Genomic DNA, 18,699 nt, shown 5'->3' with positions numbered 1-18,699 from the left:
GTGGGGGCGCGAACGCCCCGACCCGCTGGCGCCGACTACTGCCGCGGCTGGCCCTGCACCGGCGCCGCGTCCGATCCCGTGCGCGGCGCTTCCAGCGCCTGCCGCTCGCGCGCCAGCCGCTCGCCCAGCGCTGCCAGCTCCTGCCGCCCGGCGCGCAGCCGGTCCTCGGCCTGCGCGATCTGGGTGGAGAGGTCGGCGCGGCGGCGCTCCATCTCCGCGACCTCGCTGCGCAGCCCGTCCACCGCCTGCCGCAGGCGCTCCTGCTCCTGGCGGATGCCGTCGGTGCTGCCGGCGATACGCTGCGCCTGCTCCTCCAACCCGCGCAGCCGCGCCGCGGCGGCATCGCCGGCATTGCCCGCGGCGGCCAGCCGCTGCTCCGCCTCGGCCAGGGCCGCACGGCGCGTGGCGAGCTGCTCGCCGGCCGCCTGCACCTCGCCGCGCGCGGCCTGCAGGTTGCGCTCCTCGGCGGCGGCGCCGTTGCGCAACTCGGCCAGGCGCCGTTCCTGCGCGCCCACCTGCTCGCGCAGCGCGGCGTTGCGCGATTCCAGCTCCCGCAGCGCATTGGCCGCGGCCTCGCGCTGGCTGCCGAGGCTCGCGAGCCCCGTCTCCGCCTGGCTGACGGCGCCGCGACGCTCGTTCAGCGCCTGCTCCGCCGCGGCCACCTGCTGCCGCAGGGCCGCCACGCGCTGCTCGCTTGCCGCGATGTCGCGGCCGAGCCCGCCGGCGCGTTCCTCCAGCCCGCGCACGCGACCGCTCGCGTCGGTCTCCGCCTGGGTGGCGCGGCCGATGCGCGTCTCGAGCTCGGCCAGCGCGCCGCGACGGCCCGCCAGGTCCCGCTCCGCCGCGCCGGCATCGGCGCGCAGCGCCTGCACGCGCCGCTCCTCGGCTGTGGCGGCCTCGCGCAGCCCGGCAAGGCGACGCTCGGCTTCCGCCGCGGCCTGCTGGCGCTCGGCCAGCGTGCCCTGCGCACCCTGGATCTCGCCGCGCAGCCCCTGCAGGCGGCCCTGCTCGGTCGTGCTGGTGTCGCGCAGCGCGGCAAGCTGGCGCGTCGCCTCGGCCAGCGCCGCCTGGCGCTCGCCGAGCTGGCCCTGGGCCTGCGCCAGCGTGTCGCGCAGCGCGGCGAGCCGCTGTTCCTCGGCCGCGGCATTCTCCCGCAGCCCGGCGAGGCGGCGCTCCGCCTCCGCGCCCGCGCCCTGGCGCTCGGCCAGCGACCGTTCGGCCTGGGCGATGGTGTTGCGCAGCCCTTCCAGCCGGCGCTCCTCGGCGGCGGCGTTGTCGCGCAGCCCGGCGAGGCGGCGGTCGGCCTCGCCGCCGGCCTGCTGGCGCTGCGCCAGGGTCTGCTCGGCCTGGCCGATGGTGGTGCGCAGCCCTGCCAGGCGCTGCTCCGATTCGCCCGCCTGCTGCTGCAGCGAGGCGAGGCGGCGTTCCTCCGCCGTCCGGCGCTCCTCCAACGCGGCGAGGCGGCGATCCTGCGCCGCGCCCTGGTCCCGCAGTTCCGCAAGCCGCCGTTCCGTGGCGGCCGCATCGCGCCGCAGCCCGGCGAGGCGCTGGTCCTCGGCGCCGGCATCGCGGCGCAGCCCGGCCAGGCGCTGCTCCTCGGAGGCGCTGTTGCCGCGCAGACCGGCCAGGCGCGATTCCTCCGCGCTCGCCGCGCCACGCAACCCGGCGAGGCGGTTCTCCTCCGACGCCGCATTGCCGCGCAGGCCGGCGAGGCGCTGTTCCTCGGCGCCCGCATCGCGGCGGAGCCCGGCGAGCCGCGTCTCCTCGCTGGCGATCTGGCTGCGCAGCCCGGCAAGGCGCTGCTCGGCGGAGGTCAGCTCGTCGCGGGTGCGGCCAGTGGCCTGCTGCAGCTCGCCCGACTGGCCCTGCAGCGCGGCGAGGCGCTGCTCCTCCTCGGCCAGTGCGGCGCGCAGGCGCACCACCTCGGCATCGGCGTTGCGCTTGCCGCGCTCGGCGTTGGCGAGCGAGCCACGGGCGCGCTGCAATTGCTGCTCCAGCGCGGCCAGGTCGCCGCGGGCGCGGCGCTCGGCGGCGAGCGAGGCTTCCAGCTCGCCGACCCGGGTGTTGAGCTGGGTGCCGCGCGCCTCCGCGGCGGCGAGCGCGCGCTGGTTGTCGGCGATGGTGGCGTCGCTCTGCAGCGTGTAGCCGCAGCCGGCCAGCGCGAAGGGCATCAGAGCGATGAGCGCGGGCCCCTGCCAGCGCGACCTGTTGAGCATCCCAGACCCCCTTCGCCTTGGCGTCGCCATGCGCGCTGCCGCGCCCTCCGGGCGCCAGACGCATCATGACGACAGGGCAGCCGCAACGACGCCCCGCGTCAATCCTGCCCGAAAATCCGTCGTCTGTCGCGGGCGTTGATGCGCCGATGCGCCGGCGCGACCATTCCTGACATTTGCAAGCACCTGGGCTGGATGCGGACGCCGCAGGCGTCCGAGGCCGCGTACGCGGCCCGCGCCAAATGGCGCGAAGCCAAGCGCAGCGCCGGCGACTGAGGGGCGAAGGTGAAACCTTCGCCCGCCTCAAGGCTCCCGCCAGGGCTCCTCCGGCCAGGCGTGCTTCGGGTAGCGGCCGCGCATGTCCTTGCGGGCGTCGCGCCAGCCGCCGCGCCAGAAGCCGTGCAGGTCGCCGGTCAGCGCGATCGGCCGCCCGGCCGGGGAGAGCAGCGCGGCCTGAAGGGGCACGCGGCCCCCGGCGAGCGGCGGAAGCGCATCCAGGCCGAACAGGTGCTGCGCGCGGGCTTCCAGCGTCGGCACCTCCCGGTCGTAATCCACCGCGGCGCTGCGCCCGCCGGGCAGGTCAAGGCGGGCGGGCAGGGCGGCGTCGAGCCGGCGCTGGCGGTCATACGGCACCAGGCCGCGCAGCAGCGTTGTGACGTCCAGCGCCTTCGCCTCGGCCAGCTTGGTGCGACCGTGCAGATGCGGCGCGAGCCAGTCCTGCACCGTGGCGGCCAGCGCGGCGTCGGAGACATCGGGCCAGCCCTCGCCCTCCGCCTGGCGCATCCAGCGCAGCCTTGCGCGGGTCTGCTTCGCGGCCTCGGTCCAGTCCAGGTCGCGGAAGCCGCGCTCGGCGATGGCGGCGGCGAGCGCGGCGGCGACGGTCGCCACGTCCGGTGCGGGCAGGATGTGCTCCTCCAGCACCAGCGGGCCGAACAGGCGCCGGCGCCGCGCCAGCACCGCGCCCGCGCGCGCGTCGAAACTCGCGCTGGTTTCCCAGCGCAGGCGCTCGGGGAAGCGGGCTTCCAGCGTCGCGAGGTCGAGCGGCGCGGCCATGCGTATGCGCGCCTCGGTGCCCTGCAATTCCAGGTCCGCCACCGCGAGCAGCGGCGCCTTGGCCAGTGGATCGTTGGCGGCGAGGCGCGCGCCCTGGCCCCCGGCGGAGCCGGCAACGCCAAACCCGGCGAGGCGGAAGGCGCCATCCATCGTGCCGCGCTTCGCCGCGATGCGGTCGGGGAAGCCGGCGGCGAGCAGCGGCCCGGCCTCGCCGCCGGGCAAGGCGTTGCCGTGCAGGCGCAGCCGCCGCCGGTGCATCGCCGCGGCACGGCGGATGCGCTGGACGGTCGCGCGGTCCGCCTGCGGATGATCCGCGCCATGCAGCAGTTCGAGGCGGGCATTGATGTCCGCCGCCGCCTCCCGCCCCCGGATCGGATCGCGTTCCTCCAGCAGCGCGGCGAGGTCGGCCGCCAGTGCCTTCTCGCCCTCGTCCGCCGCCGCGAGCAGCATGCGGGCAAGGCGGGGATGCGTGCCCATCCGCGCCATCGCCCGGCCCATCGCGGTGATCCGGCCTGCCTCGTCCAGCGCGTCGAGGGTGCGCAGCAGCGCCCGCCCCGCCGCCAGCGCGCCCGCGGGCGGCGGGTCGAGGAAGGCGAGGCTGTCTTCCGTTGCACCCCAGGCGGCCAGGTCCAGCGCCAGCCCGGACAGTTCGGCATCGAAAATCTCGGGCCGGTCGGCCTGCGGCAGGCCGCGATGCAGCGCCTCCGTCCACAGCCGGATCGCGATGCCGGGCGCGGTGCGGCCGGCGCGGCCGGCGCGCTGCTCCGCCGCCGCCTTGCTGATCCGAACCGTCACCAGCCGCGTGAGGCCCGACGCAGGATCGAGCCGCGGCGCGCGCCGGAACCCGCCATCCACGACGATCCGCACCCCCGGCACGGTCAGCGAGGTCTCCGCGATCGAGGTCGCGAGCACCACCTTGCGCCGGCCCTGGGGATGCGGATTGAGAGCGCGGTCCTGCTCGGCCGGCGGCAGCTCGCCATGCAGCGGGATCACCTCCGCATCCACGCCGGCAAGCCGCTCCGCGGTGCGCCGGATCTCGCCCCAGCCCGGCAGGAAGGCCAGCACGTCGCCCGGATTTTTCGTCAGTGCGGCGCGGATGGCGGCGGCCATGGCCTCGGGCAATTCGCGCGGCTCGGCGAGGTCGCGGGTGCGGTGCTCGACGGCCACGGGGAAGGCGCGGCCGAGTGACTCGATGACCGGGCAGTCGCCCAGCACGGCCGCGAAGCGCGCGATGTCGAGCGTGGCGGACATCGCCAGCAGCCTGAGCTCCGGCCGCAACGCGCGCTGCAGGTCCAGGCACAGCGCCAGCGCCAGGTCGGTGTCCAGGTTGCGCTCATGCGCCTCGTCGAACAGCACTGCCGCGACGCCATCCAGGCCGGGATCGGATTGCAGCCGCCGCACCAGCAGCCCCTCCGTCACCACCTCGACCCGGGTGCGGTCGGAAACGGCGCGGTCGAGCCTGGTGGCCAGGCCGATGGTCCCGCCGGGCTGCGCTTCCCCCACCAGCTCCGCCATCCGCCGCGCGGCGGCGCGGGCGGCAACCCGGCGCGGTTCGAGGACAAGAATCTTTCCCGACGCCGCCCAGGGCTCCGCCATCAGGGCCAGCGGTGCCAGCGTGGTCTTGCCGGCGCCGGGCGGTGCGACCAGCACGGCGTTGGACCCGTCGCGCAGCGCGGCGGCCAGGCGGGGCAGGGCCTCGGAGACGGGGAGTTCGGGGAGCGTCGGCATGGGCCAGCAGTGTTTGCCCCGATACGCGGCGCCTGAACACCGCATGCAAGAACATTGCGGCATCGGCGATTTGACGAGACATTTGGTTACAAACCGTGCTTAATTGCATTGAACGATCTGGAGTTCTGGACATGGTGATGTCTCGGTTTCTCGCCCTGGCGCTCGTCGCCGGCATCGGCGGCGCGTTGCCGGCGCAGGCGTCGCTGATCGGCGATACCGTCGGAGCCTCGATCACCGGACCGAACGTCACGGTGGCACCGGGCTCGGCGGTCGTGGTGACGCCCGGCAGCGAGTTTACCTATTCCATCCCCGCCGGTCCGATCGTGACCAGCGACGTCGGTGCCTACTCGGTCCGCTTCACCATGGCCGATGGCCTTTCGGTGATTTGGACCGGTGGCGCCTGGACCCTCGGGCTCACCGGTCTCGACTTCGCCGGCTTCCCCGCCGGGCTGGTCGGCGTGACGATCGCCGACAGCGTCGGCGTGACGGGTCTGGCAGCGGCCGACATCAGCTTCACGGCCAATTCCGTGACCCTGGACGTGACGGGACAATCCTGGTCCGAGCGCAGCTACGTCCTCCTGGCATTCGACGTCGGCGCGACGACGGCCGTTCCGGCACCGGCTTCGGCGGGCCTGCTGGCCGCGGGGCTGTTCGGGCTTATCGGGCTCGGCCACCGCCGCCGCCCGGCCTGACCGGGCGCCGCGCGGGCCAGGGCTGCACCCGCGGGCCTTGCCCTTCCACCCCTGCGTCCCGTTCTATGCGTCGATGATGCGCCGCCTCGCGCTTCTCCTTCTCGGCCTGACCCTCTCTGCCCCGGCGCTCGCGGTGGAGAGCACGGCGCTGCGCTCGCCGCGGGCCGTGGTGACGCTCGCCGCCGATTCCGCCGCCGTCGCGCCGGGCCAGACCTTCCAGGCGGGGTTGCGGCTGCGGCTCTCGCCGGGGTGGCACACCTATTGGCGCAATGCCGGCGATGCCGGCGCGCCGCCGGAGGTCACGCTTGGCCTGCCCGAAGGCGCCAGCGCCGGGCCGATCGCCTGGCCGGCGCCCGAGCGCATCCCCTACGGCCCGCTGGTGAATTTCGGCTATTCCGGCGAGGTCCTGCTGCCCTTCCCGGTCCGGGTGCCGGACACGGCCATGCCCGGCGACAGCTTCGCCCTGACCGCCGACGCCACCTGGCTGGTCTGCGCGGATGTCTGCATCCCCGAGGAAGGCAGCTTCACCCTGACCCTGCCCGTCGCCGAGCGGCCGATGCCCTCCCCGAGCATGGAGGCCGCCTTCGCGGCGGCGGAGACGAAGGCGGCGCGCCCGGCGCCCTGGTCGCTGCGCGCCGGCGCCACCGGGCGGCAGGCCAGCCTGACCCTCTCCGGCCCCGGCCTCTCGCCGGGCCTGGTGCAGGAGGCGCTGTTCTTCCCGAACGAGCCCGGGCTGCTCGACAACGTGGCCCCGCAGCCGATGCACTGGCAGGGCGGTGCGCTGGTGCTCGGCCTGACCCTGGCCGAGGGCGCCCCCCCCGCGGCGCTGGCGGGCGTGGTGGTGCTGCGCGACCTCAGCGGCCAGCGCCCGGCCTTCGAGATCGCTGCCCCCATCGCCGGGCCTGCCGCGGTGGCCGCTGCGCTGCCGCTGGGACAGGCGATGCTGTTCGCGCTGCTCGGCGGGCTGATCCTGAACCTGATGCCCTGCGTCTTCCCGGTGCTGGCGATGAAGGCCATGGGCCTCGCGCGGCTGTCCGGCGAGGCGCGCGGCAAGGTGCGCGCGCATGCGGCCAGCTACACGCTGGGCGTGCTGGCCAGCTTCGCGCTGATCGGCGGCGCCATGGTCGGGCTGCGCGCGCTGGGGCTGGCCGTGGGCTGGGGCTTCCAGTTCACCTCGCCGGGATTCGTCGCGGGCATGGCCTGGCTGATGCTGGCGGTGGCGCTCAACCTGCTCGGCGTGTTCAGCGTGATGCGCCCGGTCGCCGCCGGGCAGGCGCTGACCGAGCGCGGCGGCCATGCCGGCGCCTTCTTCACCGGCACCCTCGCCGTGCTGCTCGCCACGCCCTGCACCGCGCCCTTCATGGGGGCGGCGATGGGCGCTGCGGTGGCGATGCCGCCGGCGGCGACGATGCTGGTGTTCCTGGCGCTCGGCCTGGGCCTCGCACTTCCCTATGCGCTGCTCGGGGTCTTTCCCGGCCTGGCGCGCCGCCTGCCGCGCCCCGGCCCCTGGATGGAGCGGTTCCGGCAATTGCTCGCCTTCCCCATGCTGGCCGCTGCCGCCTGGCTGGTCTGGGTGCTGGCGCAGCAGGTCGGCCCCGATGGCGTGATGCTGGCGCTGGCCGGCGGGCTGCTGCTGGCCATCGGCCTCTGGACCCTCGGCGTCGCGCAGCGCAGCGGGGAGGGGCGGAGCGCCCGGCTCGCCCGCATGACCGCGGGTGCGGTGATGGTCGCCGCGGTTGCGCTGCTGCCGCGGCTTTCCGCCGTCTCCTCCGCCGCGGCCTCCGATGCCGGGCCGGGCGCCGAGCCCTGGTCCGCTTCGCGCGTCGCCGCGCTGCGGGCGGAAGGCCGGCCGGTTTTCGTCAACGCCACCGCCGCCTGGTGCATCACCTGCCAGGTGAACGAACGTGTCGCGCTGCGCGGCGCGGCCGTGCAGGACGCCTTCGCGGCGCGCGACGTGGCCTATCTCAAGGCCGACTGGACGCGCGGCGACCCCGCCATCGCAGCGCTGCTGCGCGAGCATGGCCGCGCCGGCGTCCCGCTCTATCTCTACTGGGCGCCCGGTGCCGCGGAGCCGGCGCTGCTGCCGCAGCTGCTGACCGAGGGAATCGTGCTCGGGGCGCTCGGCGGCAGCTAAACCTTTCGGCAATGCGCGTCGGCGATGCTGGCGCGATGCGTCGCGCCCTGCTGCTGCCCTTCCTGCTGATCGTCCCGCCCGCCGCCGCGCAGGAGATGCCGGCCTGCAACCAGGATCGCGTCGGCGCCGTCGCCTGCATGGCGGGGAAGCTCTGTTCCTGCGGCTACCAGCGCGGCGGCATCGTCTCCGGCCGGCCCGACGGCTATCGCTGGGATTGCGGCGTACTGCGCCCTGCCTGCGGCGAGGGCCTTCCGCCCGCCGCGGTGCCGGCAATGCCGATGCCCATGCCGCAGCTCAACCTCGACGTCACGCCGATGACGCCCTGGCTCCGCTGACGGAAAAAGCCCTCTCCCCCCTCAGGGGGGAGAGGGTTGGGTGAGGGGGGCGGGACGTGCGGGCATGCACGCGGCTCCGCGTGACACCCGCCCGCGCGTTCAGCCGAGGATGAAGTCGCCGCTGCCGAACTGCGCGGCGTCGGCGCCATAGACCTTGATGGTCCCGTGATCCTCGACGGTGATGATCACATTCGCGCCGCGCTGGGCGATGTCCACCGCCGCGGCGAACTGCGCCTCGGCGATGTCGAGGGCGGAGACGTCGATGCGGTCCGCGCCATGCTCGAATTCGCGGATCCCGTCATTGCCGAAATCCTCCCCGAAGCGGAACACGTCCGCGCCCGGCCCGCCGATCAGCCCGTCATCGCCCTGGCCGCCATCGAGGGTGTCGTCGCCCTCGCGCCCGATCAGCTGGCTCCGTCCGGCGCCGCCGAGCAGCAGGTCGTCGCCGCCCGTGCCCCAGATGCGCGGCGCATCGCTCACGCCATCGCCGGGCGGCGGCGGGTCGGGGTTCTGCGAAGGCGGCGGCCCCGGCTGGTGCGGCGGCGGCGGATCCGGGTTCTGCGCTGGCGGCGGCGTCGGGCGACCGCCACCCTCCCAGGGGGAGGAGGTGTCGAGCCGCGGCGCCGCACGCAGGAACTCCGTGCCGGAGACGTTGCCCGGCCCGGACAGCACCCGGGCCTCCGCCACGCCGTAGACGTCGTTATCCACCAGCGTCGCCGGCGCGCCGGCCTTGTTCCACAGCATCGTGCCGCCGGCCGCGCGCTGGTTGATGACGACGTTGTCCGTCATCTCGATGCTGCTGCCGGGATGCAGGTTCCCCTCGGCGCCGAAGGCGACGATGTTCGCGTTCTGGCTGTTCGGCCCCTGCTGGATGACGTTGCCGCGCAGCACGGCATCGCCGCCATTGGGCAGGTCGATCTCGTAGCTGGCGCTGCTGCCATGGTCGAAGAAGCGGGAATTGGTGATCACCGTCTCCTCGGCCCGGCTCTTCAGCAGGTGGCCGACGGGAACGGTGTGGAAGTAGCTGTTGTCCACTTCCAGCCGCCCGATCTTGCCGACATAGAGGTTGTGCGTGCGGCCATCGCCGATGCCGTTGTTGTTGAACTCGGAATCCTGGATCGTCAGCGTCGCCTCGGCGTTCCGCCCGATCGTCAGGATGCCGTCCTGGTTGTGGTGGAAGTGGCTGCCGCGGATCGTCAGGGCGCCATCCTCGTGGCGGATGCCGGCGCCATTGCCGTCGCGCACCTTCACGCCGGAGAACTCGAAGCCCTCGATCGTGATGTCGCCGCGCGTGACGAAGATCGCCTTGCCGTTGCCGGGCGGGGTGGTGGCCTTCATGTGGGCCATGCCGCCCACGGCCTTCAGCGTGATGTCGGTTGTGATGGTGGCGAAGTCGTTGGTGTAGGTGCCGGCCTGCACCTGCAGCACGTCGCCATCGCGCGAGGCGGCGATCGCCTGCGAGACGGTTGCGTATTGCTGGCCGCGGCCGACGGTAAGCGTTGCCATGAATGTGCGTTCCCGAAGTTGCGAACGGGGCGCAGGCTGGCCTCAGCGGAGGAATGGCGAAAGTTTTGCTTCGCGCGGCGGCAATCGCGTAGCGGTTGAAATGCGCCCTGCCTTGCGGCAGGGCGCGATACGCTCACACGCCGAGCGTGCCGGCCTTCGCCTGCGCGTAGCGCGCGGCGACCTTCTGCCAGTCCAGCACGTTCCACCAATTCGCGGTGTACTCCGCGCGCCGGTTCTGGTAGCGAAGATAGTAGGCGTGCTCCCACACGTCGTTGCCCATCAGCACGCGCTGGCCATCCATCAGCGGCGTGTCCTGCCCCGGCTTCGTCACCACCGCGAGACGCCCGGCTGGCGTCACCGTGACGAAGGCCCAACCGCTGCCGAACACGCCGTTCGCCGCGGCGTTGAAGCGTGTGCGGAAGGCGGCGAAATCGCCGAAATCCTGTGCGATCGCCTGCGCCAGCTCGCCCGAAGGCTCGCCGCCGCGCCCGCCCATGATCTGCCAGAACATGGTGTGGTTGGCGTTGCCGCCGCCATTGTTGCGCACGGCCGTGCGGATGCCCTCCGGCACCTCGTTCAGCTTCATGAGAAGCTGGTCGAGCGGCATGGCGGCAAGCTGCGGCTGGTCGCGCACGGCGTTGTTCAGGCCGTTCACCTGGCCGCCATGGTGGAAGCGCCAGTGGATCTCCATCGTGCGCGCGTCGATCGCCGCCTCGTTCGCGTCGAAGGCATAGGGCAGGTCGGGCAGGCGGAAGGGCCCGGCGGGCGGCGCGGCCTGCGCCAGCGCGGCGCGCGGCACCGCCCAGGCGGTTGCGGCGGCAGCCGCGGCGCCGAACAGCGCGCGGCGATGCAGCAGGGTCATGCGGGTTCTCCTGGGGTCGTTCCCCGCGGGGAACCTTACCCGACCCACGGGAAGCCGGAAGCCGCTATCGCACCGGCCGGCGCAGCCAGGCGACGGCGCCGAGCAGCAGGGCGGAGAGCAGCACCATCAGTGTTGCCGCCGCCATGATGGCCAGGCTGATCTCGTCGTTCAGGCCCGAGAACATCTGCCGCGGCAGGGTGCGCTGCGCGGGGCCGGCGAGGAACAGCACCACCACCGTCTCATCCAGCGAGGTGGCGAAGGCGAAGACCGCGCCCGCGGCGACGCCGGGCATGATCCGCGGCAGGCAGATCCGGAAGAAGCCGCGCCACGGCCCGGCGCCGCAGGCCGAGGCCGCGCGCAGCAGCACCGGTTCGAAGCGGGCGAGCGAGGCGAGCACGGTGATCACCACGAAGGGCACGCCGAGCATCGCGTGGGCGAGGATCAGCCCGGTGAAGGTGTTGGCCAGGCCGCGCGGCCCGAAGGCCAGCAGCAGCGCCACCGCCACCACGATCGCCGGCACCGCCATCGGCGCGAGGATCACGGCCAGGATCAGCCGCCGCCCCGGCACGCGCTTCTGCCACAGCCCGAAGGCCGCCGGCACGCCGAACAGCGTGGCGAGCGCCGCGCTCGCCGTGCCCACCACCAGCGAGTTGCGCAGCGCCGGTAGCCAGAAATCGGAGGCGAAGAAGGCATCGTACCAGCGCAGCGAAAGGCCCGGCAGCGGATAGGTCAGAAAACTGCCGGCGGAGAAGGAGAGGGGGATCACCACCAGGATCGGCAGCAGCAGGAACAGCAGCACGAGCAGCCCGAAGGCCCAGAGCACCGTCCTCATGCCGTGCGCACCCGGTCGAAGCCGACCAGGCGCCCGTAGAGCCCGATCACCAGCGCGACCGCGCCGAGCAGCAGCACCGACAGCGCCGCCGCCATGCCCCAATCCACCAGCCGGTTGGCGTGGAAGCCGATGAACCAGGCGAGCATCTGGTCGTTCGGCCCGCCCAGCAGCGCCGGCGTCACGTAAAAGCCCAGCGCCTGGATGAACACCAGCAGGCAGCCCGCCCCGACGCCGGGCAGCGACAGCGGCAGCAGGACGCGCAGGAAGATGCGCAGCCGCCCCGCACCGAGCGAGGCCGCGGCGCGCGGCAGGGCGGGGTCCATGCTGCGCAGGGCGGCGGCGATGGGCAGCACCATGAAGGGCAGCAGGATGTGCACCATCGCCACCAGCACGGCGAAGCGGTTCATCAGCAGCGGCAGCGGCGCATCCAGCAACCCGAGCCTCAGCAGCGCCGCGTTGACGATGCCTTCCTTCTGCAGCAGCACCATCCAGGCGGCGGTGCGCACGATCAGGCTGGTCCAGAAGGGCAGCAGCACCGCACCCAGCAGCCAGGGCTGCGCGCGCGCGGGCGCGGTGGCGATCAGCCAGGCCAGCGGGTAGCCCAGCAGCAGGCAGAGCAGTGTCGCCGACAGCGAGATCCACAGCGTGCGCAGCAGGATGCCGCGCCAGATCCGCTGCTCCTCCGGCGTCGGCACGATGTCGCCGGCGGCATCGCGCCGCAGGTCGAGCGTGGCGAGCAGGCGATACGCCGTGAACGGCCCGCCCGCGCTCCGGATGGCGCGCCAGGGCGCGCCGGTGTCCCACTCCGCGCTGGCCGAAAGGATCTTCGCGCGTTCCTCGCCCGGCGTGGTCACGCGGCGGCCGGTGGCCGGCAGCAGGCTGCGCATCCCCGGCCATTCGGCGTTGAGCCGCGCGGCGGCGCGCGCGATGCCGCCGGCGCCGGTCGCCGCGTCCTGCGCGCGGGCTTCGCGCAGATCCTCCGCGAGCGCGACGAAGGCGCCATCCGGCGGCGTCGCGCCGTCCCAGCCGCGCAATGCGGCCAGCGTGCGCGGCAGCACGGCGGCCACCTCGTCATCCGCGATGGCGCGCCAGAGGAAGGCGCCGATCGGCGCGACGAAGCCGACCAGCAGCCCGACCAGCAGCGGCGCGATCAGCAGCAGCGCGGTGCGGCGGGAGGTCATGATGGTGCGTGCGGTATGGCGCGGTCGGTCGCGCCCTCACCCTCCCACGACGCTGCGCGTCGCGGGCCCCTCCCTCTCCCGCATGGCGGGAGAGGGCGATGCGGCCCTGCATCTGCCCTCTCCCATGCAATGGGAGAGGGGGGACCCTCGCGCGGCGAGGGTGGGTGAGGGCACGACCAACAGCACCGATCCAGGCGCGTTCGCCTCAGCGGCTGACCCAAGCGTTGAAGCGTTGATTCAACCTGTCGAGATTATCCAGCCAGAACTTGTCGTCGATCTGCAGCGCCGCGGCGGCGTTCTGCGGCGCGGTGGGCAGTTGCTGCAGCACCTCGCGCGGGATCAGCGCATTCGCGCCCGTCGCCGTCACGCCGTAGGGGATCTTCGGCGGCAACTGCGCCTGCACCTGCGCCTGGCCCACGAAGGCCAGGAAATCCAGCGCGCGCTGGCGGTTCGGGCTTCCCCGCATGATCACCCAGGAATCCAGCGTGTAGAGGTTCTGGTTCCAGCCGATGCCGAAGTTGCGTCCGTCGCCCGCATTCGCCGCGGCGATGCGGCCGTTGTAGGCGTTGGTCAGCGCCACCTCGCCGGTCGCCAGCCATTGCGGCGGCTGCGATCCGCGCTCCCACCAGGCCAGGTCGCCGCGGATGCTGTCGAGCTTGCGGAACGCGCGGTCCACGCCGGAAGCGGTGCCGAGCACGCGATACACCTCGGCCGGCGCGACGCCATCGGCCAGCAGCGCGATCTCCAGCGTGGTCTTCGGCCCCTTGCGCAGACCGCGCTTGCCGGGGATGCGGGCGGTGTCGAAGAAATCCGCCCAGCCGCGCGGCGCCTCCCGCACGCGCTCGCGGTCCCAGGCGAGGACGAAGGAATAGAGGATGGCGCCGACGCCGAAGTCGCTGACGGCCTGCGGGATGTAGTTGTCGCGGCCGCCGATGGCGTTCCAGTCCAGCCGCTCGAACAGGCCTTCCTCGCCGCCGATCAGCAGCTCCTCGGATTCCACCTGCACCACGTCCCAGGTATTGGCGCCGGACTGGATGCGCGCCCGCAGCACGCCGACGCTGCCATCCCAGGTCTCCTCCAGCAGGCGCTGGTTGCGCGCCGCCATCCAGGGCCGGAAATACACCTCGCGCTGCGCCTCCTGATAGGCGCCGCCCCAGGAGACGACGGTGAGGTCGCGCTGCTGCGCCCGCGCCGCCGTGCCGGGCAGCGCCAGCGCCGCCGCGCCTGCCGCGCCCATGATCTGCCTGCGTCGCATGGCCGTCTCCTCCGTCCCTGTGCAGCAGCAAGAGGCTAGCGCGCGGGGCCCTCCGCGCGGAAGGCCCGCGCGTCGCCGGCGGCCCAGCCGAGCGTCACAGCGGCACCCGGCGCGGGCAGCGCGGCCTCGCCCACCGGGCGCTTGGCGATCACCTCCGCACCGCCGGGCAGGACCAGGCGCAGGCGGACATGGTCGCCCTGGAACAACGCCTCCGCCAGTTGCGCGGGCAGGCCTTCCGGCGCGTCGAGCACCAGGCGTTCCGGCCGGACCATCAGCACGCAGGGCCCGCCGGCGGCCAGCGGCCCGACCGCGCGTGCGGGCATCGTGCCGATCCCTTCCAGCGCGCAGCGCGCGACGCCGTCCGCCATCGAGACCACGCGCGCCGGAAGGCTGTTGTTCTCGCCGACGAAGCCGGCGACGAACGCGTCGGCGGGCTCGTCGTACAGGTCGCGCGGCGCCGCGACCTGGCGCAGCGCGCCGCCGGCCAGCACGGCAATGCGGTCCGACAGCGTCAGCGCCTCCGACTGGTCATGCGTGACATACATCATGGTCAGGCCGAGCCGCTGGTGCAGCACGCGGATCTCGTGCTGCATCTCCTCGCGCAGCGCCTTGTCGAGCGCGCCCAGCGGCTCGTCCAGCAGCACGATCGGCGGCTCGAACACCATGGCGCGGGCCAGCGCGACGCGCTGCTGCTGCCCGCCCGAAAGCTGCGCCGGGCGGCGATCGCCGTATTCCGGCAGGCGCACCATATCGAGCGCGCGCGCCACGCGCGCCGCGCGTTCGCCGCGCGGCACGTTGCGCGCCTCCAGCGGGAAGCCGACATTCTCCGCCACGGTCATGTGCGGGAACAGCGCGTAGGACTGGAACACCACGCCGATGCCGCGCTTGTGCGCCGGCAGCCGCGCGATGTCGCGGCCTTCCAGCAGGATGCGCCCGGAATCCGGCGTCTCGAACCCCGCCAGCAGCATCAGCGTGGTCGTCTTGCCGGAGCCCGAGGGGCCGAGCAGCGTCAGCAGCTCGCCGCGCGCGATCTCGAGGTCGAGCCCGGCCAGCGCAGCGGGCTGCGCCGCGCCGCGCGCGGGCGCGGGATAGCGTTTCGACACGCGCTCGAAGCGCAGTAGCGGGGCATCCATGGGGGAGGGAGGCTTCCCGGCGCACGGAAGCGTGTCAACCGGCGGAACCGGAATGCCGCAACCGCGTTCGTTTCGCCGGGAATGCAACCACATGGAAGGAGTACGGCGATGTCCCAGTCGGCAAAGGACATGCGCGAGCTGCGTGACGAGGCGGTGGCCTCCGGCCAGCGCCTGGCGGATGACGCGCGCGCCGAGCTCGCCCGGCTCCGCGCCCAGGTCGAGCGGCTGATGGAGGAGCGCGTCACGCCCGCGCTCGGGGAGGCCGCCGACACGGTGGAGAACTACTCCCGCCGCGCCAAGGCGCGCGTCGAGGAGAATGCGCATGCGGTGACCGATGCCGTGCGCGAGCGGCCGCTGCTCTCGATCGGCATGGCCGCCGTCGCCGGCTACATCATCGGCCGGCTCACCGGCACGACGACGATCTATCGCGACCGTCGGTAAGGCTTCGCGATGCGCCTCCTCTCCCTGATCCGCGTCGCCTGGGATGCCGAGGCGCTGTATCTGCGGCGGTCGGTCAAGGCGCGCGCGGTGCAGGTGGAGCTGGCGGCGGTGGCGGCGGTCTTCGCGCTGCTGCTGCTGCTGATGCTGCATCTCGCCGCCTTCGCCTGGCTGGCGGAGACGCGCAGCGCGGCGGGTGCCGCGCTGCTGGTGGCGGCGGGCGACCTGGTGGTGGCGGTGCTGCTCGGCCTGTTGGCCTGGCGGTCGGGCCGCGATCCTGTGGCGCAGGGCGCGCTGCAGGTGCGCGACGATGCGCTGCGCCAGCTTGGCGACGGCGCGGCGCGGGCGGCGATGCTCGCGCCGCTGCTGCGCGCGCAGACCGCGAAGAAGGGCATGCTGGGCGCGGCACTCACCGCGATGATCGTGGGCCTGCTCTCGCGGCGCTGAGCCTGTCTCGCATGAACGCTTCGGCAACTCCGCATCCGCATCCTGGCGGCATCGCTGCCAGGAGGTGCGGGCATGCTGCTGCGAAGGGGATACGGCGCGCTGGCCGCGCTGCTGCTGCTGGCCGGCTGCGCCGGCGGGATGGAGATGGCGAAGCCGGATTCCGGCGCGCAGGCCGAGGCGGCGTGGGCGCAGGCCTATGTCATCCTGCCCGGGGACGCCACGCCGCGGCGCCTGGCGGACGCTGCGCCACGGCTTGCGCGGCTGGACGCCGCCGCACCCCTGCCGGTCGTGCTGTTCGCGCATGGCTGCCGCGGCCTTGACGAGGACGCGGCGGAGACGTTGCGGCTGATCGCCGCGCATGGCTTTGCCGCGATCGCGCCCGACCATCACGCGCGTCCCGATGCGCATGCCGCCTGTCGTGGCGGCCCGTCGCGCCCCATCGCGACACCCCGGCCGGCGCGGCGCGACGGCGGGTATGCCCGCACCCTGCCCATCGGCTGGTCGCCGCCGCCAGAGCCCGCCTATGTCGGCCGGCGCCTGCGGGAGGTCGAGGTCGCGCTCGGCCATCTGCGCAGCCTGCCCTGGGTGGACCAGGCGGAGGTCTATCTCGTCGGCCACAGCCTGGGCCGCGGCACCGCCGGGCTCTGGCCCACGCGCGGCCTGGCGGCGGTGGCGGTGCTCGGCCAGGATTGCCGCGGCGCCCGCGCCGCGCTCGACGAGTTGCCGGTGAGCGTGCCGTTGCTGCCTTTGGCCGACCGCCGTGGTGGCGCGGCGGAACGTGCCCGCGCGCTGCATTGCGGCGAGTTCGCGCGGCGGCCGGTGTTCAGCTCCATGGTGCTCGGCGCCGACCTTGCGGGCCAGCCCACGCAACCTGAGACGCAGCGCGCGCTGCTGGATTTCCTGCTCGGCGGGGGCTGAGCCCGGCCGCTTGCCCTGGCGGGCGCGTGCGTCTAGCCCGCTTCCCAGCAGACAGAAGGGAAGCGCGCCATGGCCGAGACGGCCGAGCCGAGCATCGTCGCCCGCCGCGAAGGCGCGGCCGGGACCATCCTGATGAACCGGCCGCGCGCGCTGAACGCCCTGGACGTGCCGATGATCGCCGGCATCGCCGCGGCCATCAGCGACATCCGTGACGATCCGGCGGTGCGGCTGGTGGTGCTGGAAGGCGCCGGCGGCCGCGCCTTCTGCGCCGGCGGCGATGTCCGCCGCATCCGGGAACTGGCGCTGGCCGGCGATGCCGCGGGCGTCGAGGAATTCTTCGCCTCCGAATACGCCGTCAACCGCGCCATCGCGGAATTCCCGAAGCCCTGGATCAGCCTGATCGACGGCGTCTGCATGGGCGGCGGTATCGGCGTCTCCGTCCATGGCAGCCACCGCGTGGTGACGGAGCATGCGCTGCTCGCGATGCCGGAGACGGCGATCGCTCTGTTCCCCGATGTCGGCACCAGCTTCGTCCTGCCCCGCCTGCCCGGCGGCCTGGGGAACTGGCTGGCGCTGACCGGGGCGCGGCTGAAGGGCGCCGATGCGGTGGAGGCCGGCCTCGCCACGCATTTCGTCCCGCGCGATCAACTCCCTGCGCTGCGCGCGGCGCTGCTGCAAGGCGATGCCGGCGTCGTGGACCGCTTCGCGCAGCCCGTGCCGCCCGGCGCCGTCGCGGCGCAGCGCGCGGCGGTGGATCGCTGCTTCGCGCATGACAGCCTGCCGGCGATCCGCGCGGCGCTCGCGGCCGAAGACAGCGACTGGGCGAGGGACCAGCTTGCGATCCTCGATCGCATGTCACCCACCAGCATGGCCGTCACGCTGGAATTGCTCCGCCGCGGCCGCGCGCTGGACCTGCCCGCCTGCCTGGCGATGGAACTCGCGCTGACCCGCCGCGTGACGCAGCACCCGGATTTCGCGGAAGGCGTCCGCGCCGTGCTGGTGGACAAGGACAACGCCCCACGCTGGGCGCCGCAGGCCGATCCCGCCACGCTGTTCGGCTGATCCGCCGCTACCCGGCGAGGTGCGGCCGCCGCAGCAGCCGCGCCGCCAGCCCGTCCACCGGCCCCGCGATGACCGAGACGGCCCAGAGCAGCCCCGCCGTCAGCACGATGGCGGGACCGGAGGGCAGGTCCAGGTGGTAGGACGCCAGCAGCCCCGCGAAGGCCGAGGCCGCCGCCAGCGCCACGGCCGCATAGGCCATGCCCGACAGCGCCCGCGCCCAGTGCCGCGACGCCACCGCCGGCAGCATCATCAGCCCGACGGCCATCAGCGTGCCCATCGCCTGGAACGCTGCGAGCACATTCAGCACGACCAGCGCCAGGAACAGCATGTGCCACAGGCCGCCCCGCGCGCCCTCGGCCTGGGCGAAGGCGGGGTCGAAGGTCTCGAGCGCCAACGGCCGCCAGGCCAGCGCGAGCGCCGGCAGGGTGATCGTCGCCACGCCCGCCATCAGCAGCAGCGCCGCGTCGTCCACGCCCAGCACCTGGCCGAACAGCAGATGCGTCAGGTCCGCCGTGTCGCCGCGCAGCGAGACCAGCGTGACGCCGAGCGCCAGCGCGATGAGGTAGAGCGCGGTGAGCGAGGCGTCCTCCCGCCCGCCGGTGGCGCGCGACAGCGCCCCGGCGCCGAGCGCGACGATCAGGCCGGCGACCAGCCCGCCCAGCGACATCGCCGGCACCGACAGCCCCGCGATCAGGAAGCCAGCCGCGATGCCGGGGGTGACGCCATGCGCCAGCACTTCGGCCGTCAGGCTGGTGCGGCGGAGCATCAGGAAGACGCCGAGCGGCGGCGCCGCGACCGCCAGCGCCAGGCAGCCCACCAGGGCGCGGCGCATGAAGCCGAATTCGAGGAAGGGGCCGAGCAGGGGGTCAAGCATGGCGAAGCGCGCGCCGCCCCCACCACGACCCTCCCC

Annotated in this window: 16 protein-coding genes; 7 read left to right on the top strand and 9 right to left on the bottom strand. The window is 73.9% G+C overall.

All coding sequences use genetic code 11. From position 1 onward, the window contains the following. Positions 1-35 precede the first annotated feature (35 nt). Complete coding sequence (locus E4T13_RS30005) at positions 36-2,216, bottom strand: hypothetical protein (RefSeq protein ID WP_170985144.1); 2,181 nt, start codon at positions 2,214-2,216, stop codon at positions 36-38. A gap of 300 nt (positions 2,217-2,516) precedes the next feature. Further along, positions 2,517-4,994: an ATP-dependent helicase HrpB gene (gene hrpB / locus E4T13_RS22010; protein ID WP_137180491.1), complete on the bottom strand. Its 2,478-nt coding sequence runs from the start codon at positions 4,992-4,994 to the stop codon at positions 2,517-2,519. Between the two features lie 137 nt (positions 4,995-5,131). Between hrpB and E4T13_RS22005 the strand changes: the two genes are divergently transcribed. The 3 genes from E4T13_RS22005 to E4T13_RS21995 all read left to right on the top strand — a co-directional run bounded on the left by E4T13_RS22005 (position 5,132) and on the right by E4T13_RS21995 (position 8,155). Further along, positions 5,132-5,686, top strand: coding sequence for a hypothetical protein (locus E4T13_RS22005; protein ID WP_137180490.1), 555 nt, complete (start codon positions 5,132-5,134; stop codon positions 5,684-5,686). A gap of 73 nt (positions 5,687-5,759) precedes the next feature. Further along, complete coding sequence (locus E4T13_RS22000) at positions 5,760-7,820, top strand: protein-disulfide reductase DsbD (protein WP_137180489.1); 2,061 nt, start codon at positions 5,760-5,762, stop codon at positions 7,818-7,820. A 35-nt stretch (positions 7,821-7,855) separates the two neighbouring features. Continuing rightward, positions 7,856-8,155: a hypothetical protein gene (locus tag E4T13_RS21995; RefSeq protein WP_137180488.1), complete on the top strand. Its 300-nt coding sequence runs from the start codon at positions 7,856-7,858 to the stop codon at positions 8,153-8,155. Between the two features lie 99 nt (positions 8,156-8,254). On the opposite strand, the gene E4T13_RS21990 is transcribed toward E4T13_RS21995, so the two are convergent. The 6 genes from E4T13_RS21990 to E4T13_RS21965 form a co-directional block, all read right to left on the bottom strand. Then, positions 8,255-9,661, bottom strand: coding sequence for a right-handed parallel beta-helix repeat-containing protein (locus tag E4T13_RS21990; RefSeq protein ID WP_137180487.1), 1,407 nt, complete (start codon positions 9,659-9,661; stop codon positions 8,255-8,257). A gap of 133 nt (positions 9,662-9,794) precedes the next feature. Further along, positions 9,795-10,523: a superoxide dismutase gene (locus E4T13_RS21985; RefSeq protein WP_137180486.1), complete on the bottom strand. Its 729-nt coding sequence runs from the start codon at positions 10,521-10,523 to the stop codon at positions 9,795-9,797. Between the two features lie 64 nt (positions 10,524-10,587). Continuing rightward, positions 10,588-11,355 (bottom strand): ABC transporter permease, encoded by a 768-nt coding sequence (locus tag E4T13_RS21980; RefSeq protein WP_137180485.1) that lies wholly within the window; start codon positions 11,353-11,355, stop codon positions 10,588-10,590. Continuing rightward, complete coding sequence (locus tag E4T13_RS21975; RefSeq protein ID WP_137180484.1) at positions 11,352-12,536, bottom strand: ABC transporter permease; 1,185 nt, start codon at positions 12,534-12,536, stop codon at positions 11,352-11,354. Before E4T13_RS21975 ends, E4T13_RS21980 begins: the two co-directional genes overlap by 4 nt. Positions 12,537-12,741: 205 nt before the next feature. Next, complete coding sequence (locus E4T13_RS21970; protein ID WP_137180483.1) at positions 12,742-13,791, bottom strand: ABC transporter substrate-binding protein; 1,050 nt, start codon at positions 13,789-13,791, stop codon at positions 12,742-12,744. A gap of 35 nt (positions 13,792-13,826) precedes the next feature. Further along, a complete protein-coding gene (locus tag E4T13_RS21965) occupies positions 13,827-14,924 on the bottom strand; it encodes an ABC transporter ATP-binding protein (RefSeq protein ID WP_137180482.1) in 1,098 nt (365 codons plus the stop codon). Between the two features lie 108 nt (positions 14,925-15,032). Here E4T13_RS21965 and E4T13_RS21960 point away from each other — a divergent pair, with 108 nt between their 5' ends. From E4T13_RS21960 to E4T13_RS21945, 4 genes are all read left to right on the top strand, one after another. Further along, positions 15,033-15,365: a hypothetical protein gene (locus E4T13_RS21960; protein WP_137180481.1), complete on the top strand. Its 333-nt coding sequence runs from the start codon at positions 15,033-15,035 to the stop codon at positions 15,363-15,365. Positions 15,366-15,374: 9 nt separating this feature from the next. After that, positions 15,375-15,809 (top strand): hypothetical protein, encoded by a 435-nt coding sequence (locus tag E4T13_RS21955; RefSeq protein WP_137180480.1) that lies wholly within the window; start codon positions 15,375-15,377, stop codon positions 15,807-15,809. A gap of 72 nt (positions 15,810-15,881) precedes the next feature. Continuing rightward, positions 15,882-16,727, top strand: coding sequence for a dienelactone hydrolase family protein (locus E4T13_RS21950; RefSeq protein ID WP_137180479.1), 846 nt, complete (start codon positions 15,882-15,884; stop codon positions 16,725-16,727). A gap of 69 nt (positions 16,728-16,796) precedes the next feature. Next, on the top strand, positions 16,797-17,789 hold the full coding sequence (locus tag E4T13_RS21945) for an enoyl-CoA hydratase/isomerase family protein (RefSeq protein WP_137180478.1): 993 nt from the start codon (positions 16,797-16,799) through the stop codon (positions 17,787-17,789). Positions 17,790-17,796: 7 nt separating this feature from the next. Here the strand turns inward: E4T13_RS21945 and E4T13_RS21940 are convergent, their stop codons facing one another. Beyond that, complete coding sequence (locus E4T13_RS21940) at positions 17,797-18,663, bottom strand: metal ABC transporter permease (RefSeq protein ID WP_137180477.1); 867 nt, start codon at positions 18,661-18,663, stop codon at positions 17,797-17,799. Between the last annotated feature and the right edge of the window lie 36 nt (positions 18,664-18,699).

Source organism: Roseomonas sp. AR75, from assembly GCF_005222815.1.
Classification (GTDB): Bacteria; Pseudomonadota; Alphaproteobacteria; order Acetobacterales; family Acetobacteraceae; genus Falsiroseomonas.
The sequence above is the reverse complement of the archived record's forward strand: the minus strand, read 5'-3'. Positions and strand labels throughout refer to the sequence as shown.

Bases quoted from the DNA above. Each gene is read 5' to 3' on its own strand.
- E4T13_RS30005 (WP_170985144.1), bottom strand. From the start codon at position 2,216: ATGCTCAACAGGTCGCGCTGGCAGGGGCCCGCGCTCATCGCTCTGATG.
- hrpB (WP_137180491.1), bottom strand. From the start codon at position 4,994: ATGCCGACGCTCCCCGAACTCCCCGTCTCCGAGGCCCTGCCCCGCCTG.
- E4T13_RS22005 (WP_137180490.1), top strand. From the start codon at position 5,132: ATGTCTCGGTTTCTCGCCCTGGCGCTCGTCGCCGGCATCGGCGGCGCG.
- E4T13_RS22000 (WP_137180489.1), top strand. From the start codon at position 5,760: ATGATGCGCCGCCTCGCGCTTCTCCTTCTCGGCCTGACCCTCTCTGCC.
- E4T13_RS21995 (WP_137180488.1), top strand. From the start codon at position 7,856: ATGCGTCGCGCCCTGCTGCTGCCCTTCCTGCTGATCGTCCCGCCCGCC.
- E4T13_RS21990 (WP_137180487.1), bottom strand. From the start codon at position 9,661: ATGGCAACGCTTACCGTCGGCCGCGGCCAGCAATACGCAACCGTCTCG.
- E4T13_RS21985 (WP_137180486.1), bottom strand. From the start codon at position 10,523: ATGACCCTGCTGCATCGCCGCGCGCTGTTCGGCGCCGCGGCTGCCGCC.
- E4T13_RS21980 (WP_137180485.1), bottom strand. From the start codon at position 11,355: ATGAGGACGGTGCTCTGGGCCTTCGGGCTGCTCGTGCTGCTGTTCCTG.
- E4T13_RS21975 (WP_137180484.1), bottom strand. From the start codon at position 12,536: ATGACCTCCCGCCGCACCGCGCTGCTGCTGATCGCGCCGCTGCTGGTC.
- E4T13_RS21970 (WP_137180483.1), bottom strand. From the start codon at position 13,791: ATGCGACGCAGGCAGATCATGGGCGCGGCAGGCGCGGCGGCGCTGGCG.
- E4T13_RS21965 (WP_137180482.1), bottom strand. From the start codon at position 14,924: ATGGATGCCCCGCTACTGCGCTTCGAGCGCGTGTCGAAACGCTATCCC.
- E4T13_RS21960 (WP_137180481.1), top strand. From the start codon at position 15,033: ATGTCCCAGTCGGCAAAGGACATGCGCGAGCTGCGTGACGAGGCGGTG.
- E4T13_RS21955 (WP_137180480.1), top strand. From the start codon at position 15,375: ATGCGCCTCCTCTCCCTGATCCGCGTCGCCTGGGATGCCGAGGCGCTG.
- E4T13_RS21950 (WP_137180479.1), top strand. From the start codon at position 15,882: ATGCTGCTGCGAAGGGGATACGGCGCGCTGGCCGCGCTGCTGCTGCTG.
- E4T13_RS21945 (WP_137180478.1), top strand. From the start codon at position 16,797: ATGGCCGAGACGGCCGAGCCGAGCATCGTCGCCCGCCGCGAAGGCGCG.
- E4T13_RS21940 (WP_137180477.1), bottom strand. From the start codon at position 18,663: ATGCTTGACCCCCTGCTCGGCCCCTTCCTCGAATTCGGCTTCATGCGC.